Annotated in this window: 1 protein-coding gene; it reads right to left on the reverse strand. The window is 52.7% G+C overall.

Annotated elements, in window-relative coordinates; genetic code table 11:
- Nucleotides 1–207, reverse strand: a 207-nt coding sequence (locus A3709_RS12560) for an ATP-binding protein (RefSeq protein WP_197484177.1), incomplete at both ends; no start/stop codon positions are given.

Genomic DNA, 207 nt, shown 5'->3' on the forward strand with positions numbered 1-207 from the left:
CGTCGAACTTACCCCCGGCATGCAGTACGGTCATGATAACTTCCGCCGCAGAGACGCCTTCATCGTGCATCTCGGTAGGAATACCGCGTCCATCATCGCTAACGGTCACCGATTCATCCGGGTGAATAACGATTTCAATCTTGCTGCAGTGGCCAGCAAGGGCCTCATCAATGGAGTTATCCACGATCTCAAACACCATATGGTGCA

This window comes from Halioglobus sp. HI00S01 (assembly GCF_001635445.1).
Lineage (GTDB): Bacteria > Pseudomonadota > Gammaproteobacteria > Pseudomonadales > Halieaceae > Halioglobus > Halioglobus japonicus.